General features: G+C 68.5%; 10 protein-coding genes and 1 tRNA gene. 5 read left to right on the top strand and 6 right to left on the bottom strand.

Going from position 1 to position 17,125, the window contains the following annotated elements:
* Positions 1-108: 108 nt before the first annotated feature.
* From ACIGXO_RS04760 to ACIGXO_RS04745, 4 genes are all read left to right on the top strand, one after another.
* Entirely contained in the window at positions 109-1,329 is a 1,221-nt protein-coding gene (locus ACIGXO_RS04760) for an ATP-grasp domain-containing protein (protein WP_399780251.1), read from the top strand.
* A 106-nt stretch (positions 1,330-1,435) separates the two neighbouring features.
* On the top strand, positions 1,436-2,323 hold the full coding sequence (gene sucD / locus ACIGXO_RS04755; RefSeq protein ID WP_399780248.1) for a succinate--CoA ligase subunit alpha: 888 nt from the start codon (positions 1,436-1,438) through the stop codon (positions 2,321-2,323).
* A 164-nt stretch (positions 2,324-2,487) separates the two neighbouring features.
* Complete coding sequence (locus ACIGXO_RS04750; protein ID WP_399780245.1) at positions 2,488-4,128, top strand: aldehyde dehydrogenase family protein; 1,641 nt, start codon at positions 2,488-2,490, stop codon at positions 4,126-4,128.
* Between the two features lie 215 nt (positions 4,129-4,343).
* Positions 4,344-4,428, top strand: a tRNA-Leu gene (locus ACIGXO_RS04745).
* Here the strand turns inward: ACIGXO_RS04745 and ACIGXO_RS04740 are convergent.
* The 4 genes from ACIGXO_RS04740 to macS form a co-directional block, all read right to left on the bottom strand.
* Positions 4,393-4,800, bottom strand: coding sequence for a LysR substrate-binding domain-containing protein (locus ACIGXO_RS04740; RefSeq protein WP_399780242.1), 408 nt, complete (start codon positions 4,798-4,800; stop codon positions 4,393-4,395). The genes ACIGXO_RS04745 and ACIGXO_RS04740 overlap by 36 nt on opposite strands.
* A 77-nt stretch (positions 4,801-4,877) precedes the next feature.
* The gene (locus ACIGXO_RS04735; RefSeq protein WP_399780239.1) at positions 4,878-5,354 is read right to left on the bottom strand and encodes a hypothetical protein; all 477 of its coding nucleotides are present in this window, start codon (positions 5,352-5,354) and stop codon (positions 4,878-4,880) included.
* 9 nt (positions 5,355-5,363) lie between these two features.
* Positions 5,364-9,899, bottom strand: coding sequence for an RHS repeat-associated core domain-containing protein (locus ACIGXO_RS04730; protein ID WP_399780236.1), 4,536 nt, complete (start codon positions 9,897-9,899; stop codon positions 5,364-5,366).
* Between the two features lie 1,261 nt (positions 9,900-11,160).
* Positions 11,161-12,549, bottom strand: a complete 1,389-nt coding sequence (gene macS, locus ACIGXO_RS04725; protein WP_399780232.1) for a MacS family sensor histidine kinase — start codon at positions 12,547-12,549, stop codon at positions 11,161-11,163.
* A gap of 1,065 nt (positions 12,550-13,614) precedes the next feature.
* Here macS and ACIGXO_RS04720 point away from each other — a divergent pair.
* Positions 13,615-13,749 carry a hypothetical protein gene (locus tag ACIGXO_RS04720; protein ID WP_399780230.1) on the top strand — a complete coding sequence of 45 codons (135 nt, stop codon included), beginning with the start codon at positions 13,615-13,617 and terminating at the stop codon, positions 13,747-13,749.
* A gap of 207 nt (positions 13,750-13,956) precedes the next feature.
* On the opposite strand, the gene ACIGXO_RS04715 is transcribed toward ACIGXO_RS04720, so the two are convergent.
* Both ACIGXO_RS04715 and ACIGXO_RS04710 read right to left on the bottom strand, forming a co-directional pair.
* Positions 13,957-16,347 (bottom strand): tetratricopeptide repeat protein, encoded by a 2,391-nt coding sequence (locus ACIGXO_RS04715; RefSeq protein ID WP_399780227.1) that lies wholly within the window; start codon positions 16,345-16,347, stop codon positions 13,957-13,959.
* A complete protein-coding gene (locus tag ACIGXO_RS04710; protein WP_399780224.1) occupies positions 16,340-16,768 on the bottom strand; it encodes a hypothetical protein in 429 nt (142 codons plus the stop codon). The genes ACIGXO_RS04715 and ACIGXO_RS04710 overlap by 8 nt, the downstream gene beginning before the upstream one ends.
* Positions 16,769-17,125: the final 357 nt, after the last annotated feature.

Below are 17,125 nucleotides of genomic sequence, written 5' to 3'. Positions count from 1 at the left end.
ATTGCATACAGTCGACGAATACTGTATGAACCTTGTTATCCCGCATCGGCTGATCGATGTCCAGGGGGCGTGCAGAGATCGATCCTCCGATCGACACAAGGAGCGGGCATGGACCTGTTCGAACATCAAGCACGAGAACTCTTCGACTCCTACGGCGTATTGGTGCCACCGGCCGAGCTGGCCCGCACCGCCCCCGAGGCCCGCGCGGCCGCGGCCCGCCTCGGCGGCCGGGTGGTCGTCAAGGCCCAGGTCAAGACGGGCGGCAGGGGCAAGGCGGGCGGCGTGAAAATGGCCGCGGACCCAGCAGCGGCCGAGCTGACGGCACGCCAGGTCCTCGGCATGGACATCAAGGGTCATGTGGCGCGAGCGGTGATGCTGGCCCAACCGGTCGACGTCGACGAGGAGTTCTACGTCTCATACGTCCTCGACCGGGCCGGCGGAACGTTCCTGGCCATCGCGTCCGCCGAGGGCGGCATGGAGATCGAGGACGTCGCCGCCGCGCGTCCGGACGCGGTGGCCCGCGTTCCCATTGACCCGGGGGAGGGCGTGACGGAGGCGGTCGCCCGCCGGATCGCGGACGCGGCACACCTGCCGCCCGACGTCGTCCCGACCCTGCGCGCGCTCTGGCAGGTCATGGCCGCCGAGGACGCCCTGCTCGTCGAGGTCAATCCGCTCGTGCGGACGGCCGATGGGGCGATCGTGGCGCTGGACGGGAAGGTGACGCTGGACGACAACGCGCGGTACCGGCAGACGCGTTGGGGAGTGGGGGAGGAGTACGGGGACGGGTACCCCGAAGACGCGGCACTCGGGGTAGCCGGGGTAGCTGAGGGAGCCGGCGGGGTCGGGCGAGCCGGGGAGTCTCCAGCGGACGATCTCGAACGCACGGCGGCCGCCAAGGGCCTCAACTACGTCAAGCTCGACGGCGAGGTCGGCGTCATCGGCAACGGCGCCGGACTGGTGATGTCCACACTCGACGTGGTCGCCGGCTGCGGCGCCCGCCCGGCGAACTTCCTCGACATCGGCGGCGGCGCGTCGGCCCAGGTCATGGCGGACGCACTGACGGTCGTACTGGCCGACCCGGCCGTGCGCTCGGTCCTGGTGAACGTCTTCGGCGGCATCACCGCATGCGACGCGGTCGCGCACGGCATCGTCGCGGCCCTGGAGCGCGTACACCTGACCAAACCCCTGGTCGTACGCCTCGACGGCAACAACGCCGAACGCGGCCGCGCGGTACTGGACGAGTACCCCCAACCACTCCTGCACCGCGCGGACACGATGGACGCCGCGGCGAAGCGGGCGGCGGAACTGGCGGCGAGCGTCGGGGCCTGAGCCCGGTCCTCAGGGCCTCCGGTCTCTGCATACCGAATCCCGAATCTCGTATACAGCCGTCCTCGTACCGCATCCCATGTACCGACGCCCCAGGAGGCGCGTACTCATGGCAATCTTCCTCACCAAGGACAGCAAGGTCATCGTCCAGGGCATGACCGGCGCCGAAGGCATGAAGCACACCCGCCGGATGTCTGCCGCCGGCACCGAGATCGTCGGCGGTGTGAACCCGCGCAAGGCCGGCCGCATGGTCGAGCTCGACGACCGGTCCGTCCCCGTCTTCGGGACCGTGCGCGAAGCGGTAGACCGTACCGGCGCGGACGTGTCCGTGATCTTCGTACCGCCGCCGTTCGCCAGGGCAGCCGTCACCGAGGCCACCGACGCGGGCATCGGCCTGGCCGTACTCATCACCGAGGGCATCCCCGTACACGACGCGGTCGCCTTCCAGCATCACGCCCGCCGCCGCGGTACCCGCGTGATCGGCCCGAACTGCCCCGGCCTGATCACCCCCGGCCAGTCGAACGCGGGCATCATCCCCGCCGACATCGCGCCGCAGCCCGGCCCCATCGGCCTGGTGTCCAAGTCGGGCACCCTCACGTACCAGCTCATGCACGAACTCCGCGACACCGGCTTCTCGACCTGCGTAGGCATCGGCGGCGACCCGGTCATCGGCACCAGCCACATCGACTGCCTCACCGCCTTCGAGGCCGACCCCGACACCGAGCTGATCGTCCTCATCGGCGAGATCGGCGGCGACGCGGAGGAACGCGCGGCCGACTTCATCGCCGCCCACGTCACCAAGCCCGTCGTCGCCTACATCGCGGGCTTCACCGCCCCCGAAGGCCGGACGATGGGCCACGCGGGCGCGATCGTCTCCGGCTCCTCCGGTACAGCAGCGGGCAAGCGCCGCGCACTGGAAGCGGCGGGCGTACGCGTCGGCACCACCCCCACGGAAACGGCACGCCTGGTACGCGAACAGTGGGAGGACCTGCGATGACACCGACACTGGAACCGACGCCGCGACCGGAACCGACGCCGACACCGGGACCGACGCCGCCGCCGACACCGGAACCGACGGGAACGCAGGCGCCGGAACCGACCGGAACCCGGGCGCCAGAACCGACCGGAACCCAGGCACCGCAACCGATGCCACCGCAATCGATGCCACCGCAATCGAAGCCACCGCAATCGAAGCCATCGCAAGGGGAGCGAACCCCCACCACTGCCTCCCCTCCCTCCCCCCTCTCCCTGAAACCGGGCACAGCCTGGCCCGACGCCTGGGCGCGATGCCTGACCGCGGCCCCCGAGGCGTTCCACGACGACCGCGTACTGAACCTCTGGGCGGCCACCTGGCACGCGGACGGCACCCCACTCCCCGCGACCAGCCCCGTCGACAACATCACCCCCATCGCGGGACCGCCCCGCCTGACCGCGGACAACGCGGCCCGGGCCGTACGCGCGGCTCTCGACCAGCACCGCGCCTGGCGCCACATACCGCTGCCCGAACGCAAGGCCCGTATCGCCGCCACCCTCGACGCCCTCGCCGCCCACCGGGAGCTGCTCGCGCTCCTCCTCGTATGGGAGATCGGCAAGCCCTGGAAACTCGCCCAGGCGGACGTGGACCGGGCGATCGACGGCGTCCGCTGGTACGTCGACGAGGTCGATCACATGATCACCGACCGCTCGCCGCTGCCGGGCCCGGTGAGCAACATCGCCAGCTGGAACTATCCGATGAGCGTGCTCGTTCACGCGATGCTGGTACAAGCACTGGCAGGCAATGCCGTGATCGGCAAGACCCCGACCGACGGCGGCGTGGCCTGCCTCACCCTGGCTTGTGCACTGGCCCGCCGTGAGGGTGTGCCGCTCTCCCTCGTCAGCGGGTCCGGCAGCGAGCTCTCGCCTGCCCTCGTCCGCTCGCCGGAGATCGGCTGCGTCTCCTTCGTGGGCGGCCGCGACGCCGGCGCGCGCATCGCCACGGCCGTCGCCGACCTCGGCAAACGCCACATCCTGGAGCAGGAGGGCCTCAACACCTGGGGCCTGTGGAACTACACCGACTGGCCCGCCCTCACCCCTCTCCTCTCCAAGACCTTCGAGTACGCCAAGCAGCGCTGCACCGCCTACCCCCGCTTCGTCGTCCAGCGCTCCGCCTTCGCCGACTTCCTGGCCGCGTACCTCCCGGCCGTACGGAACGTCCGCTTCGGCCACCCCCTGGCGGTCGCCGACCCCACCGACCCGCTCCCCGCCCTCGACTACGGCCCACTGATCAACGCCGCCAAGGCCAAGGAGCTCGCCGACCTCACCACCGAGGCGATCGCCCGCGGCGCCGTACCCCTCCACCGGGGCTCTCTCGCCGAAGGCCGCTTCCTCCCGTCCCAGGACACCGCCGCCTACCTCCCCCCGACGACCCTCCTCGCCCCGCCCCCGTCCTCACCCCTCCACCACGCCGAGCCTTTCGGCCCCGTCGACACGATCGTCCTGGTCGACACCGAGGCGGAACTCCTGGCCGCGATGAACGCCTCCAACGGCGCCCTCGTCGCCACCCTCTCCACCGACGACCCGGCGACGTACGCCCGCCTGGCCCCTCAGATCCGCGCTTTCAAGACCGGCCACAACCGCCCCCGCTCCCGAGGCGACCGCGCGGAACTCTTCGGCGGCACCGGCACCTCCTGGCGCGGCGCCTTCGTAGGCGGCCCCCTCCTGATCCACGCCGTAACCGAAGGCTCACCCACCGAAACCCCCCTCCCAGGAAATTTCCCCCACTACCACCTCACACCCCCACAACCCCCCACCCCCCTCACCTAGCCCTCCCTCCATCCCCACACCCTTCCATCACAATCCGCACCTCACCCCACACCCCTCGTGACCAGCCCAAACCCCTAACCCCCCACCCTCCAGCCCCGCATCGACCACCCATAACCCCCGCTTATGTCTCCCCGCATACGGGTGTGAAACCCACCCCGAAACCTTGGTATTGTTGTCCATGTCGCCGCGGGCAAGCCCCGCGCCGACGACACCTAGTCCGGGTGGCGGAATGGCAGACGCGCTAGCTTGAGGTGCTAGTGCCCTTTATCGGGCGTGGGGGTTCAAGTCCCCCCTCGGACACAGATCTTTCACCACACAAGTGCTGGCCGGGAGCGATCCCGACCAGCACTTTGCGTTGTACGTGGTGGTAGTCGAGCTGTAGGCCGAGCTCGGCGTGGAGCCGGACCTTGTCGGGGCGCTCGGCACGCTGCAGCGCGTCGGCGACGGTTCCGGCAAGAAGATCGGCCGCAGCCTGACCCAGTCCTCCTCGAAGGGCGCAGCGGCGAGCGCGACGTCCACCTCGTCCGCCAGCAGCTTGTCGAGCTGGTCGACCATGGTCAGCTCGATGAACTCCAGCCGGACGTCCGGACGCAGCTCGCGGTAGACGGATAGGATCGCCGGCGTCAGCTCTCCTGCCGTGACTCGGTGGGCGCTGCGGTGGAAGAGCTGCACGCCCAGCTCGCGCTCCAGCCGGGCGTGTCCGCTGAACGCCGTAGCCGAAGTTCAGGGCTTACCGAAGCAATCGGATGTCAGTCGAAATAGCCGCTGGGCGCCACGAGAGCGTAGTGGACATACAGGGGAAGCCCGTCGTGGGGGTCGAGTGGCACTTCGCGGCTCGTTTCGCGAGAAAGCGCCAGCGCCAGATCCGGGTAAATCGTTTCCTCGTTGTCGCCGATTTCCGACTCGTGTCCGGCTTCGCTGATGCGCTGGATGAGGTCACGTGCCGGGGTGCGGAAGATGTCCATTCCGTTGAACTCCACGCGCACATCGGCCTCGTCGTTTTCAAAGCGCCAAGCTTCGATTGCGGTTAGAGACTTCCCGTCTTCCGCCGCGAGGACTATTTCGAACTCGGGATGAACAATCAATACCTTGAACGCCGTACGTCCCCGGGTAGGCCCAGCCTTCCTTGCCTCGCCCCACACGGAAGCAAGCTCTGTGGCCTCGGCGATCGGCATGCCGAAGCGCAAAGGGCCGGCGCCGATGGGCGGGTTGAGATCCAGCTGCATTATCGCCCCTCACTTGAGCAGGTCGTAGTTGATGCTCCAGCCGTTGCTGCTGAGCACTTCCTGGAGAGCCTTGTTCTGTGGAAGGCTATCAACCATATCTGCGATGTGCTGGTCGTACTTTGCCCCGAAGAGCTCACGGATATCGTCGATGTCCATCTTCATGGCCTCATCGAAGCGACCCGCGTCAATGAGATCGCGTTGCTGCTGGCGCCATGCTTTGGCTTCAGCGGTGGAACCGGTGCTGCTCACCACCCTGTGATCTGGTTTCTCCATGCGGATGGAGGGTCCCATATGCGGCGTGAGTCTTGGATCGGAGAGGTGCTTGTAGGCGGCCTTGGCCGGTATGTGGTTGATCTCGTTGCCTTCGCGGGCCGGGGTCATGCCGCCGTACCATCCGCCCTTGTCGGTGCACCCGGTAGGCGCCAGGCCCAGCGGATCGGCCCAGGTGTGCGGGTTGTCGACGTAGGTGATCGGGTTGGGGGCAGGGGCGAGGCCGAGGGGATCGGGAGTGAGGTAGCGGCCCGTGGCAGGGTCGTAGTAGCGGTGGACGTTGTAGTGGAGACCGGTCTCGCGGTCGGCGTACTGGCCCGGGAAGCGTAGCGGTGTGTAAGCGGTGGCGCTGCGGTTCCATGCGGTGGTGCCCCATAGTGTGGAGCGGCTGCGCCAGGTGATCTCGCCCGTTTCGTCGACCAGTTCGGTGGGCGTGCCCACCAAGTCGGTGACGATGGCGAAGAAGCGGGTGTCGATCTCACTCTGCGATGTTGCGTCTGTGATGCGCTCGGTTTGGGCTATGGGGTGAACGCCGTTGTGGTCCCACGTGAGGGTGACTGCATGCGGGGTGTCGGTGACGGTGGCGGTCTCCTCAATGAGGGTGCCGCCGTCCCAGGCATAGTCCACCTGCTCGACGGTGTGGTCGGCGTCGTCGAGACGCTGCTTGGCGATTCGTCGACCCAGAGGGTCGTAGACGTAGCGCCATCGGGCACCGTCCGGGGTGGTCACTGCAGTGAGACGGTTCTCGGCGTCCCATGTGTAGCGCCAGGTCTCGCGCTTGCCCGAGAGGGTCGTTCGGGTGCGGACGGTGGGACGTCCAGCAGCGTCGTGTTCATAGCGGTTTCGGCCCGCACTCAGCAGACGCGTACCGGTGTAGGAGCGTGCGCCTGCCTCGTCCGCCGACAAGGGAAGGTCGGCAGACATCTGGTTGCCGGCGGTGTCGTAGGCGTACTGCTCGGTCCAGTCGGCGGCCTGTACCTCCGTCACTCGCCCTGTCGGGCCGACGTCGAAGTGGCGCGAGCCGCTCAGGTTGTCGTCGATGCTGACGAGGTGACCGTCCTCGCGGTAGGAGTGGGCCCGCTCAATGCCGGCCACCGACAAGGACGTGAGGCGTCCTGCCGGATCCCAGACCTGGTCGAGCGCGACCTCCCCGACGGACCGTCGCACCTCGTGTCCGGCGGCGTCGAAAGTGGATTTCAACCTGCGGCCCGCGGCGGTCACGGACGTCCGGTTACCAGCCGCATCGTAGGCGAACTTCGAGATCGCCCCGGACGGGGTGACACGGCGTATCGAACGTCCGAGGAGGTCGTAGTCGTGGCGCGTGGTGCGGCCGTTGAGGGTTTCTGTGCGAACGCGCCCCAGGGCGTCACGCTCGACGTGCAGCTCGGCTTCTGGGCCGATGGCCGAGACAAGTCGTCCGGCCGGGTCGTAAGCGTACGCGGTGATCGCGCCTGCGGAGTCCTTCTGGACAGTATTGCCGAGGGCATCCCGCTCGTAGCGGATGGTCTCTCCCAGCGGGGTTGTGCGGGCGGTGAGCCTGCCAGCGGCGTTGCGCTCGTAAGTGGCGCGCCGATCGTCGAAGTCGCTCTCAGCTATCAGACGCCCGGCCGCATCGTGGGTGTAATCCCAGCTCAGAGCCTGCGGGTTGGTGACGCGAGTGAGGCGCAGCTCGGTGTCGTAATCGAACTCATAACGCGCTCCGTCGGGGTCGGTTCGAGAGGCTAGGAGGTCGAAGTGGGTGTACCCGAAGTGGGATATGTTCCCAGTGGGATGTGTATGGCTGGTGCAGTTACCTTCGCCGTCATACGTCCACTTCTCCTCCGCGCCGGTGGAATCGACGCGCCGGGCCAGCCTGCCCTCGACAGTCCATTCCAGGTGAGTTGCAGGGCCGGTTGGGCCTGTGATCGATACCGGGCGGCCGAAGGCATCGCGCTCGTAGCGCGTGACGGCACCCAGCGGGTCGGTGATCTCCATGGGGAGCCCGCTCGGGTTGCACCTGATGTCGGTGGTGTGGCCCAGCGCGTCCGTGATCGTATCCAGATGGCCAGTAAGGGTGTATGCATAACGCGTCACCGCACCGGTCGGGTCGACCAGGGTGGTGAGGTTGCCGCCGGAGTCGTATTCACGATGCCAGATTGCACCGTCGGCGTCGACGCTTTCGATCGGCAGGCCCTGGTCGTTGTAGGTGGCCTCGGCTACTCTGCCGTCGGCGCGGGTGAGGCGCGTGAGGTTGCCGGCCGCGTTGTAGAGGTAGCTGGTTGTGTTGCCGAGGGCGTCGGTCTGGGACAGCAGCCGGTCGTACTCGTCCCATTCCTGCCGCACGACATTCCCGAGTGGATCGGTCTCTGCGACAAGCTGCAGACGATCGTTGTACTCGTATGTGGTCACCTGGCTCAGCGAGTTGCGGTATCGCGTGGTGTTGTTCTCGGTGTCATACATCACCGCGCAGCTCAGGATGGAGCCCACTCCCTCACCCCGCACGACGCGATCGTCGGTGTCGTAGGTGAAGCGGTACCAGCAGCCGTTGCGGTCGGTCCAGGAGGTGATGCGGGCTTCGTCGTCGTAGGTGAGTTGGAACGGCAGGCCGGAGGAGTTGTAGATCTCGGTCAGATTGCCGTCGCCGTCGTAGGCGTACCGCAGAATGTGGGTGTCGTCGGAGCCTTCGCCCGAGCTCAGCAGGCGGAAGCCGGTTATTCGGTGGTCGGCGGTGTCGACGGCGATGTGGTAACCGCTGGTGTGCCGCACCGCCGCCGGTATGCCGACGGAGTCGTATTCGATGGTGATCTCATTGCCGTTCCGGTCGGTGATCGACTGAAGAAGCAGCGTCACCTGCTCTGGAACATCGGCGCGGCTCAGCAGTTCAGGAATCTCCGGGGGCGGAGCGAAGCGACGGGTGAGGCCGGAGCCCGGGTCGGAGATCGTGAACAGGCCGGTGGACGTCTCGTCCCATTCCAGCGGCCAGCGCGGCCCTGCTACGGGCATGACAGGGTGGCCGGGCTGGGGAGCGGGGTAGGCCAGGAGCATCCCGTCCTCGGTGGCGAAGACCACCCCTTCGGCGTCGAGTTCCAGGCGCTGGTCGAGAGTGGAGGCCCAGGATTCGCCGAAGTAGTGGCCCCAGCGGTAGGTCGACAGATGGGTGCGCTGCAGGACGAGCGGCAGTACGCCCGGCAGTACGACGTCGGTTTCCTCCATGAGCATTTCGCCGGAGACCATGTCGATCGGGTCGCCGTTCTTGCACCGGGCCTTAGCCGGCTTGGCTTTCTTGAGCAGGTCCTTGCCGGAGCGCAGGGCGTTGCGCAGCCCGCCGGCGCGCAGACCCTTGGCCGCGGCCTTGATGCCCTTGGCGGCGCCACCGAGCGTGGTCAGGCCCTTCATGCCCGGGATGCAGTCCAGGGCGGCCATGCCGACGTCGAAGAGACTGGCTTTGCCGTCCTTGTATTTCATGAGGGTGTCGGCGAGCACGACCAGTGCCGCGACGAGCACGATGGCGCCGAGAATCGGACCGCCGATGATCATCGCGACGACGCCGACGACGGTGACGACAATCTTGCAGACGGAGACGATCGCGTCCCAGTTGTCGGTGACGAAGTGGGTGGCCTCCTCCCACCAGTGGCGGTTCTGGATGCCGGCGTCGGAGGCTTCGTCGAGTTTGGCCTTGCACTCCCGGGCGGCGTCCTCGCGCAGTTCCTTGGCCTCGGCGGCCATGGCCTTGGCGGCGTCCAGGGCGGACTGGGCCGTGTCGACCGCACCCTGGGCGTCGCTGCGGGCGGAGTTGGCCTGCTGGGCGTTGCGGGTGGCGGCGCGGACCTTGGACTCGTCCGGCGCCTCGGGGCCCTTGGCGTGGTCGTATGCCTTGGTCTGGGAGGTGGCGGTCTTGACCCAGTCGGTGGCGGAGTCCAGCCGTCCCTGGGCGGCGTTGAGGTCGGCGCGGGCTTCGCGGCCCTTTTTCAGGGCCCGGTCGGCCAGGGACTGGGCCCGTTCGAGCTTGGGCCAGTACGCGGCGATGGCATCGCCCGCCAGGTCGTAGGAGGTCCGCAGCTTGCGCAGGTTCGCTGGGACGCCGTCGAACTCCTCCTTGAACTTCTTCGCGGAGCGGCCGGACCACTTCAGGACCGCGTCCTCGGAGGCCATGCTGGTGATCTGCCGCAGCGCGGTACCGACGTCCTCGGCGAACGCGTGGAGCTCGCGGGCGAGTTGGCGTACCCGGTCCGGATCACCGGGGGTCGGGTCCTCCTCCATGTCCAGTACATGCCAGTCCGTCGGCCGGTGGCCCACGTCAACTCCCCCGTAACACAATCAACTGCAGTCCGTGCGATGTCGCGCAACAACCCTAACTCCCGTCACACACATGGGTGAAGGGAAGCTTGACGGGACCGCAGTACAGCGCTGGTCAGCGAGGGGGTGAGACGGTGGCGGTGCGGCGGAGTCGTCACGTCGACTTGGAGAGGCTCCCCGCGCGCCCACACAGGTGTGGCCCGCTTCTGCCGTCGGCGATCCCATTGAGCGACCGACTGCAGAGCCGATGGGCCTGCCAATCACAACAAAGGCTGCCTTCGACTTCCTCTCCCCGGTCCAAGGCCGGGTAGCCGACCGACCGCGGTGTTCTGTGGCTCTGCGCGGTGGATAGGCAGGCGGGAGCGCCAATTGCAACCTGGGCGAGCCGGGATGGGCAGCTGGACAGGACCTGCGCGTGGGCGGCGCAGTGATTGTGCACTGTGTCAGCTGTAGCTTGCCGTGTAGCAGCGGCATGTGTGTATGGGTCGTGTCCCCCTCGGACACGGACCATTTCCCCACGGTTTCTCTGAGATCGTGGGGATTTGTCGTTGTCTGGGCTCTTTGCCCCGTGGCTGACCTCGTGTGGATCGGGAGTGATCTCGGCCCGCGCGCATGAGCCGGGCGATCTCGTCCCGGCTCATCGGCGTGTCCGGTCTGCCGGTGGCGGTGCGCAGGGTGGCCTAGGCGGCGGCGCGTTTGGCCTGGGTTTCGGCGATCCATTGGGTGACGAGGGTGGGGTCGGCGCCCGCTTCGAGGGCATGGGCGTGTCCGCCGAGACGACCGGCGAGGCGGCCCGGGAGGGTACCCGCGAGAGCGCACTCCCTGTGGGTGCGGAAGCGGGTGCTACGCGTGAGGCAGTGGGTGCTCGGCGGGCCATGGTGGCCCCGGCTGGAAGCGAACAGCTATCTGGGCCCGGGACCGGTGCGCGGGCACTGCTCGCACTGCCCCGCGAAGTGCTGATGCCCCAGGCGTTCCCGTCGATGTCCACGACGGTGGGCTTGACCTTCTGGCTGCTGGAGGAGCTGGACCTGAGGCCCGGTCACCGGGGCCTCGACACCGCACCGGCGTGCACGGGGTGACGGCGGCGGTGGCCTGTCGCAGCTGCGGGGATGGGGGGAGTGACCATCCTCGGCCGGGACGCGCACGTCAGCGACGCTGCCCGGAAGTGGCTGGGAGGCCAGGAGCAGGAGTGGGGCATCGTCCGTTCTCGGGGCGTTGAGGGGCTGGCCCCTGGGAGGGGGGCGGCGGAGCCGAAGGTGCTTCAGTTCATGCGGCGCTCGCTGTCTGCGTGCCTTCCCAGTTGTGCCTCCGCTGGCGCCGTGCGCTTGGGAACCGTCAGCTCCACTTCGGTTCCCTGGCCGGGGGCAGAGATCCACTCAGCGCTGCCGCCGAGGTCGCGCAGCCGTCCGCGGATGGACACTGCGACCCCGAGGCGGCCCTCGCGCTCGGCGTCGGCCAGCCGTCCCTCGGGGATGCCCGGGCCGTCGTCCCGCACCGTCACAGTGACCGCGGCCGGCCCGTCCTCGACCAAGATCCAGGCCCGCGCATCCGCACCGGCGTGCACCCTGACATTGTCCAAGGCGGCTTTGACAGCGGCCGCCAACTCCACGGCCTGGTGGCCCGGCAGCCTGACCGGCGCGCCAGGCTCGGAGAACGTGACACCACCGCCCGCGTACGGGGCGAGCAAGGCCCGCAGATCGACGGGGGCACCAAGGCGATCCTCCGTATGGCGACCGGTTTCACCAGCCTCCGCATGGCGACCGGTTTCACCAGGGGCGTGGAGGGGTGGGCGATCGGCTCCCGTCTCCCCAGGCCCACCGAAGGCGAGTCCACTCCCGAAGGCCGCCGCGCCGCCCCACTCTTGTCCGGCCGCACCACGTCCACCGGCCCCAGCGGCGAGGTCATCCGTGCCGCTCCGAGTCGACGTCAAGCCGCTGGAGACCAGCGTGCGCAGCGCGACCTCCTGTTCGCCTGCCATCCTGCCCAGCTCCGCGGCCTCGCCGCCGAGCGCGGCGCCGCGCCGCTGCACCATCGCCAGCACCTGCAGCACGCTGTCGTGGATGTCGCGGGCCAGCCGCTCGCGCTCCCGGGTGGCCGCCTCGATCTGCAGGGCGCGCGCGAGGGTACGCTCACTGGCCCTGGCCACCTCGACGACGTAACCGATCGCCACGCTCGCGACCCACACCAGCAGCACGTTGTGGACCGTGTCCCGCGCGAACTCCCCGCGTTCAACAAGGGCCGCGGCGGAGACCACACACGAGGCACCGGCAGCCCAGCGCCAGCCGCCCTTGATCGCAAAGCCCAGGGCCGCGCCCGCGGTCCAGATGGACGGCAGAGTCGGCGCGCCGGCCACCACCCGCGCGTGGGTGTCCACGAACGGGGTGAGCAGGATGCCTGCGACCGCGAAGGCCAGGTCACCGGTCAGGAAGCGCTTGGTGCAGCGCTCGGCGGAGGTCGAGCAGCGCCAGGTCAGCCCCACCCATACGGTCAGCGCACCCATGTACGCGGCGGCGCCCAGCGGATGCGCGTACTCCCGGCAGTTGAGCGAGAAGAGCACGACCGCGTAGACCAGAGCGAGGATGCGGTACCCGGTCAGCGCCCGCCACAGAGGCAGCTCGACCGGCATCCGCTCGACCGGCATCCGCGGCATCCGCGGCCGGCGGCCCGGACTGCGTCCAGCGGCCTCGCCCGTCGTGCTGGTGTGTCCGCCGGCAGGACGCGGGCGTCGGGGCTCGCGAGGCCGCCTTTCCTCGGCGGCAAGGGGCATTTCCGGTTCCGATGAGTTCAACGGCTCCTGCCCGGGACCGCGGTTGGCGGTTTCGCCCTCATCCGCCGCGCACGGCCGTTCGCGCTCAGGTGCCGATGCATATGTCATAACGGCTGAAGCGCGGTGGTCAGGGCACTGCAGCAACGAGCCGAGGTATCGCCGTACGAAGGCCGGACTCGACTCATCCCTCGCATGGCACTCAGGCCCCGTTGTGGTCCGCGTCAAGGATTTCCAGTATCGGTTGAAGAAGCCGCGCGAGGTCATCGGATATCACCCCTGGCTTCCCGCTCTCGAGGGGTTCTCCTCTGGTCAGGCATGTTTGTCGCCTGCGGAGAGGATGCAGGATTTACCGGCGTGGACGTCCACCCTGCCTCCCCGTCCCTGGACGGCTCGGCAAGCTGAGGAGACGATGCAGGGGTCGCTGGTGCAGCCGCCGCGGTGGACCCTCCTTCCCGCGGAGGCTCAGCAGGGATGCCCGAATGTTCTGCGGCGACCCCGTCCGCGGGCGCCACAACACTGTTCAGACCGAGCTGGGCAAGCTGAGCGAAGATCACCGGTGCTGCGGCCCCCACTGCGATAACACCGGACGCGCCTTTGATTTGCCCCGTGCCGCCGAACACGGCCCCCGCCACCGCGCCCAGACACACCTGAGTGGCCACTGCGGCCAAGTCCGGGCGCCATACGACATATGAACTGAGTATCGGCGCTTCGCCTGACGGGCTTGGCAGCTGCCGGTATCTCCGTGCAGCAAAACGCCACTGCTGGACATGCCTGTGAAAGTCGACGAAACCAGGCAATAACCCGCCCGCCGCTCCCAACAGTGAGAACATCCACCAGCTCAAAAGGCCCCCCAGGATCGCCACATGGGATGACGGCATAGTGCCAGGCGAGCCCGTGATCTCGATACAGCAAGTCAGGAAAACACCTCGTATATGCGATGGGTGTAGCTTGCCCAAAGCGGCCCACCGCTCCGGCGCGGGCGCCCCCAAGGCAATCCTCACCGGCGCCAGCGCCGCGGCCACCGGCCTGGGCATCTACTTCGCCGCCGTCGCCGCTGTCGCCGCCGTCGCCGCCTACACATGACCATGCCCGTACCGGTGGCCTGCGGGACTCGCCCCGACCATCGCCGGGTTCGCCCTGGACGTCGTCCTGGTCACCAGCGGGTGTATGTCACTGGTCTCGGTCTCGCCGGCCTTGCCGACCGCCTGTGCCGTCGGCCGCTGCTCCTGCGCTAGTAGATGGTGCGTCGGACCGTGGCTCCAGACATTCCTACCTGTGGAGAGTGGGCTGTCATGAGCAGTTGCTTCCTCCGGCAGAACCCTCGGCCTTGCTCTGCCATTCGGTCAGGATGCGCTGGACGCTGAGGGTGCCGGGGGCATCAGGGCCCTGTACCCGGCGCAGCACGGCGAGCAGATCGGCGTAGGCGGCGGCAGCCCCTGCCGCGTCCCCTGCCTTTCCGCGCCAGTAGCCGAGCTGCCCGTGAGTCATGAGGGTTTCGGTCGCGTCGGGCTCCAGCAGGCGGAGCTGGTCGGCGAGGAGCTGCTCGGCCACGGAGGCTGCTCCGGCCGCATCGCCCGCCTGGCCTCGCCACAGGATGATGAGCGATCGGGTGAGGAGGGCGCTGCGGTGGTCCGGTCCCAGCACCCGTTCCTGGACGGCGAGCAGTTCGGCGAAGGTGGCCGCGGCGCCCGCGGCGTCCCCTGCCTTCCCCCGCCACCAGGCCAGGCTGTCGAGGGTGGTGCGGGTGTCGGGGTGTTCGGGGCCCAGCACTTCTTTCTGTGCGGCGAGCAGCCGCTCGGCGGCGGTCACGGCCTCCCGCCGCAGGCCGGCGAGGTCCCGACGGGCGGCGAGGGTGTCGGGGTGGCCGGGCCCCAGCGTCCGCTCCCGCTCCTCGGCCAACCGCGCGGCGGTTCCGGCCTTGTCCTCCGCCTTCGCCCGCCAGAAGGCGAGCGCGTTCCGGGCCGCGCTGGTGTGGTCGTCGTCGTGCCCTCGCACCCTTTCCTCACCGGCGACCAGTTCGGCGAAGTCGGCCGCCGCGCCCTCGGCATCACCGGCTCTTCCCCGCAGGGAGGCGAGGTTGTAACGCGTCTCCAGGACGTCCGGATGGCCGGGCCCCAGGATGCGTTCCTGGTCGGCGCGGAGTGCGGCCCAGGCGGCTGCCGCGTCGCGTGTGCGCTCCGTCTTTCCCAGCAGGAAGGCGACGTTGTGCCGGAGGGCGAGTACCTGGGCGCTGTCGCGTCCCGTCGCCCGTACCAGGTCGGGGAGCAGTTCTTCCATGGCCGCCAACGCTCCAGCGGTATCGCCCGCCTGGCTCTGCAAGAAGGCGGCCTCCAAGCGCGCCTGCAGTGTCGTGGGGTGCTGAGCCCCCCGTACGCGTTCTTGCTCCGACAGCCGTTTCCGCGCGTCGTCCGCCACTCTCGAGACGACCTCGGGGTCTCCCAGGGCGTCCTCCAGCCGCTCGGCGAGGTGCTTCTGGGTGACCACGTCCGGGTACGTCTCGGGGATGTCCAGGCCCATACCGGCCCACATCTCCGGCATGACCTGCGTCGTGAAGTGGGTACGCCAACTGTGGTGGGCCTTGCGGTACTCGACGTCCCGGGCGGACCACATGAACGATCCGATCTGGGGGGCGAGCACCTCCTGGCGGTCCCTCTGTATGTAGAACTGGATGAAGGGAGCCCGCGCTCCAGCGGTCAGCAGCCGGTTCGCCGTGTCGTTGTCGCCGCGCAGCCACTCGAACGTTCCCAGGACGAGGACGGCGCTGTAGTACGCCTCGCACGCCTCGGCCGCGCGTCGGGCGCTCTGCCGCGCCACCCGTTGGTACTCCTTCTTGTGCTCTCGTCGTTTCAGGGAGATACGGCTGCGGGAGGGAGGCTCGTTCTTGAGCATCCAGGTGCCGACGACGTAGTTGTAGCAAGGCATGAAAGCGGAGGCGTCAGCGGCGAGTTCTTCGTTCGCCTCCGCGGAGATCCCCAGCAGCGAGGCGGTGCTCTCCGGAAGGAGCAGCTGTGCTTTCGGCCGCTGCGCAGGGAGCAGGTCCCCGTGCTCGATGTGGGCGAGTTCGTGCGAGATGACGAACGTCAGCGCAGCATCGCGGTAGTCATTGGGGCCCTGTCCGTGTGGCCACTCCGGGTGGTCCCGCAGTGCGACCGCCATCAGAGAAACAGGCAGCGGGGCCTCGCCGACGGCTTGGAGCGCGCGCACGTACCTCATGATGTGCTCGTCGAGTGCCTCTCGCCCCGCCTCGGCATCCCAGTTGCGCGGATGCGCATCTGTCGCGGAGGGATGGACCATGTTCATCCCCCAGGCGATGTCGGCGGTCAACTGGACCGTGAGCGGGGCGATGCCGATGAGGTAGCCGGTGGCTTCTCCGGGATTGACGAACACGCGTGACTCCACCGCGTTCGACGGAAGGCAGAAGACCTCCACGGATCCCGCCAGCTCGACGGCCCGCTCGCGTTCTTCGGGCGGAATGGTGGCAAGCAGCCCGTCGAGGGCTCCACGGACCTGCGGCTGGCTGTGGGCGAAGTACGCCTCCCACGCGCTCTCCGGGTTCTCCTCGCCGGTGAGCCGGCGCAGGTACGAGGAGTCGGCGAACGTCTTGCTCATCTCCCGTGCCTCGGCCGCGAGCACGGGATTCTGGTACCGGGCGAACAGAAAGCTGCGCCCCGGGTCACGCATGGGCGGAGCCCTCCGGGCTTCCGGTGCCCGTGGTGTCCCCGCCGCGTGACGGGATGGCCTCCGTGATGATGTCCGCCAGCCCCGCCCCGTCGCGGACGGTCACCTCACCGGACCGGGAGCGCACGACCACCACGCCGCGGGGCAGCGCCGTATCCCTGCGGATGTTCAGCTGCTGCCCGATCGCGTCGACCACCACACCCTTGCTCCATGCCTTGCGCAGCGTGTTGATCAGGTAGGCCAGGGCGTGCGTGGCCACCGACCCGATCAGCAGCACGTCGCCCAGAGGGACCGCCCCGCGCGCATCGAGTTCCTCCCCGGAACTCCCGGCCGTCGCGAATGCCGCCTGCGCGGCGGCACGTGACTCCGGATCACTAGGAGCAAACACGCCCACGCGCACTCGCTCGGCCTCAGCCTTGGCCATTCCAGACCCCCGTTGCCCATGGATCACATTCGTCCAACGTCACTACAGTAGAGCCGAGTTACTTCATATGGCGGCTGTTGAACGGTTCTTAGAGCCAGGCAGGGGCCCAGCCTCGTCGCGGCTGCGCCAACACGATCGAGACGGTGGCGGGCAACTGGCCGACCGGCGCCAAACGACGGTCCTGCTGTGACGCGGCTTCATGATCGCCGCCGCCCATCTGGATGTGCCGTGGAAGCCGATGGCCGGGCACCGGTCCGGCCGTCGAGGAAGCCTCCGGCCGCCTCTCAGCCATCTGCGAGATCGACCGTCGAAGATTTCCCGGGAGTCGTGAATCAGGGGAGAGGCGGGAACAGTCGG

Origin of the sequence: Streptomyces sp. NPDC053542 (assembly GCF_044544685.1) — a bacterium.
In the GTDB taxonomy this organism is placed as follows: Bacteria; Actinomycetota; Actinomycetes; order Streptomycetales; family Streptomycetaceae; genus Streptomyces.
The sequence above is the reverse complement of the archived record's forward strand: the minus strand, read 5'-3'. Positions and strand labels throughout refer to the sequence as shown.

Excerpts from the sequence above, each read along its gene's own strand:
- sucD (WP_399780248.1), top strand. The coding sequence starts at position 1,436 with ATGGCAATCTTCCTCACCAAGGACAGCAAGGTCATCGTCCAGGGCATG.
- ACIGXO_RS04715 (WP_399780227.1), bottom strand. The coding sequence starts at position 16,347 with ATGCGTGACCCGGGGCGCAGCTTTCTGTTCGCCCGGTACCAGAATCCC.
- macS (WP_399780232.1), bottom strand. The coding sequence starts at position 12,549 with ATGCCGCGGATGCCGGTCGAGCGGATGCCGGTCGAGCTGCCTCTGTGG.
- ACIGXO_RS04760 (WP_399780251.1), top strand. The coding sequence starts at position 109 with ATGGACCTGTTCGAACATCAAGCACGAGAACTCTTCGACTCCTACGGC.
- ACIGXO_RS04750 (WP_399780245.1), top strand. The coding sequence starts at position 2,488 with ATGCCACCGCAATCGAAGCCACCGCAATCGAAGCCATCGCAAGGGGAG.
- ACIGXO_RS04710 (WP_399780224.1), bottom strand. The coding sequence starts at position 16,768 with ATGGCCAAGGCTGAGGCCGAGCGAGTGCGCGTGGGCGTGTTTGCTCCT.
- ACIGXO_RS04735 (WP_399780239.1), bottom strand. The coding sequence starts at position 5,354 with ATGCAGCTGGATCTCAACCCGCCCATCGGCGCCGGCCCTTTGCGCTTC.